The sequence below is a fragment of the Kitasatospora sp. NPDC057512 genome, assembly GCF_042802135.1.
Taxonomy (GTDB): Bacteria; Actinomycetota; Actinomycetes; order Streptomycetales; family Streptomycetaceae; genus Kitasatospora.
Map to the genome: position 1 here is coordinate 1 of NZ_JBHVET010001027.1, position 2325 is coordinate 2325.

Below are 2325 nucleotides of genomic sequence, written 5' to 3' on the forward strand. Positions count from 1 at the left end.
GTCATCGGACCGTCGGTCGGGTGTGCCGGTGACCGGCTCGTGGGACGTCGGCCCCGCCGACTTCCCACGCAGGGTTCAGGTGCGGGCCGCGCGGTCGCGGCAGTGGGCGAGGGCGTACTTGATGCGGGTGTCGGGGCTGGGGGCGGCGGTGAGGAGTTCGCCGGCGGTGACGAGGGTGGCCCAGTAGAGGGCGGGGTCGCCGGTGCGGGGTACGGGGTGGGCGGCGGCCAGGGAGAGGTAGGCCGTGGTGAGGTTGCCGGTGGTGAACCAGCGTTGGAGGCCGTGCCGGTGGCCGGGGCGGATGCCGCCCATGGCGTCGATGGCGACCAGGAACTGTTCGACGACGGCGAGTTCGGTGTCGGTGAGGGACTTGGGGATGTCGAAGACCCCGAGGGCTTCGAGGAGTTCGCCGGTGTCGTTCTCGGAGTCGGGCCGGGGGTCGGCGAGGAGGGCGTCGTAGCACTCGGCCAGGCGGCGGGTGGTCTCGGCGAGGGGGATGTCGAGGGCGAGGCAGACGGCACGCGCGACGGGCAGGGGCGGGTGGCCGAGGCGGGCGATCAGGGCGTAGGTCGCGGCCGGGGTGGCCCCACGGGAGAGGGCGTGCCGGGCCAGGGTCGTGAGCTGCATGGGGGTTCGGGCTTTCAGGCGAGGGTGGGGGCGGGCGCGGGGGCGACGAGGACCCAGACGAACTTGCCGATGCCGTCGGGGCGGGAGGTGCAGCCCCAGCGCTCGGCGAGCTCGTTGACGAGGAACAGGCCGCGCCCGTGCTCGTCGGAGGGGGCGGGGGTGTGGAGGGACGGCCGGCCGCTGCCGGCGTCGTGGACCTCCAGCCGCAGGCGGGAGTTGACCAGGACGATGCGGATCTCGATGTGGCGGTCGTCCGGCGCGTCGGAGTGCTGGACGGCGTTGGCGAACAGCTCGCCGAGGAGCAGCTCGGCGGTGTCCGAGTAGCGGTCGCCGGAGGGCAGGCCGGAGAGGTACGCGCGGAGCAAGTAGCGCGCCAGGGGCGTGGATTCGGCGCAGGAGTCGAGACGCGCGACGAACGCACGGGGCCTACGGGACGAGAGCATGGGGGAGCACCTCAAGGGGGCGGAGGGGGAGTGAGAAGGGGCGCGCGACGTAACGCTATGCATGCAAAAGATTGCGTTCCGGCATCAATGATGGGGGTGTCGGAGTTACGGTTGCGACCAAAACGGAGTACGGAGATCCGTGGCACCTAAGGGGGAAACACGTGGCACATCGGCGCCTTGGGGCTGGGCCGACGGCGAACCCGGCGGAAATGTTCGGCGAAGCGCTCCGCTTCGCGCGTGAGCGAGCCGGCTATACCCAGGAGCAGCTGGGGGAGCTCCTGAACTTCTCCCGCACGGTGATCACCCGGTTCGAGGGTGGGAGGAGGTCGATGGACCGGGAGACCGTCGAGAAGGCTGACGAGATCCTGGCCATGGGTGGCTTGCTGGTCCGGCTGTGGGAGCGGGTGGACTGGCAGGCGGACATCGAAAGCGCAGACTGGTTCGAGAAGTTCATGGAACTGGAGGACGAAGCGCTGGCGATTCGGGTGCTTCAGTACTCTCGGATCAATGGCTTGTTGCAGTGCGAGGAGTACGTCCGCGCGATGTTCGCGACTGGAAACGCGCGCAACAACCCGAAGTTGCTAGCCGAGCGGATTGAGACCCGGCTGATGCGGCAACGCCGCTTTCTGGTCCCTGATGGGCCCACCCTCATGGTGGTGCTCGATGAGGCTGCCATTCGTACGGTCTTCGGAGGGCCGGGTGTGATGAGGCGGCAGATGGAGCATCTTCTCGCGGTGACGGAGCAGTCGAACATCGTGGTCGAGGTGATGCCGTTCGGCTGTGCGATGCCAGTTGCGCCATCTGCCTCGCTGGTGCTGATGCTGATGCCGGACGGCAGGGAGTGGGTGTACTCGGAGAGCCTGTATCGCGGGCACTTCAGCGACGCTCCGTCGGTTGTCGAGCAGTCCAGGCGGGACTTCGACGTGCTGCGCGGCGGTGTACTCTCACCAGGAGAAACCAGGGCCCTGATCGCCGATGCGATGGAGGAGTACCGTTTTGCAGAACGTCGATCTGAGAAAGGCTGCTTGGAGCAAGAGCAGCTACAGCACGGGCGACGCGGGCGAGTGCATCGAGGTGGCCCTTGGCTTCCTGTCCGGCGCCGTCCCGGTGCGTGACTCCAAGGACCCGCAGGGACCGGCCCTCCTCTTCCCCGACTCCTCCTGGAACGCCTTCGTCGCGGCGGTCCGGGCCGGCGAGTTGCCGATCGAGGGCTGAGCCACCCCTCCACATCCCTCCCTCGGGGCGGGGCGCCAAC

4 protein-coding genes are annotated in these 2325 nt (G+C 68.8%); 2 read left to right on the top strand and 2 right to left on the bottom strand.

Annotated features, from left to right (window positions below; all coding sequences use genetic code 11):
* Window positions 1-75: 75 nt before the first annotated feature.
* Window positions 76-627, bottom strand: coding sequence for a hypothetical protein (locus ACFU6K_RS37090; RefSeq protein ID WP_380670767.1), 552 nt, complete (start codon window positions 625-627; stop codon window positions 76-78).
* Window positions 628-641: 14 nt separating this feature from the next.
* On the bottom strand, window positions 642-1070 hold the full coding sequence (locus ACFU6K_RS37095) for an ATP-binding protein (RefSeq protein WP_380670769.1): 429 nt from the start codon (window positions 1068-1070) through the stop codon (window positions 642-644).
* Window positions 1071-1279: 209 nt separating this feature from the next.
* Here ACFU6K_RS37095 and ACFU6K_RS37100 point away from each other — a divergent pair, with 209 nt between their 5' ends.
* Both ACFU6K_RS37100 and ACFU6K_RS37105 read left to right on the top strand, forming a co-directional pair.
* The gene (locus ACFU6K_RS37100) at window positions 1280-2185 is read left to right on the top strand and encodes a helix-turn-helix domain-containing protein (protein WP_380670771.1); all 906 of its coding nucleotides are present in this window, start codon (window positions 1280-1282) and stop codon (window positions 2183-2185) included.
* Window positions 2145-2285 (top strand): DUF397 domain-containing protein, encoded by a 141-nt coding sequence (locus ACFU6K_RS37105; protein ID WP_380670773.1) that lies wholly within the window; start codon window positions 2145-2147, stop codon window positions 2283-2285. The genes ACFU6K_RS37100 and ACFU6K_RS37105 overlap by 41 nt, the downstream gene beginning before the upstream one ends.
* Window positions 2286-2325 lie beyond the last annotated feature (40 nt).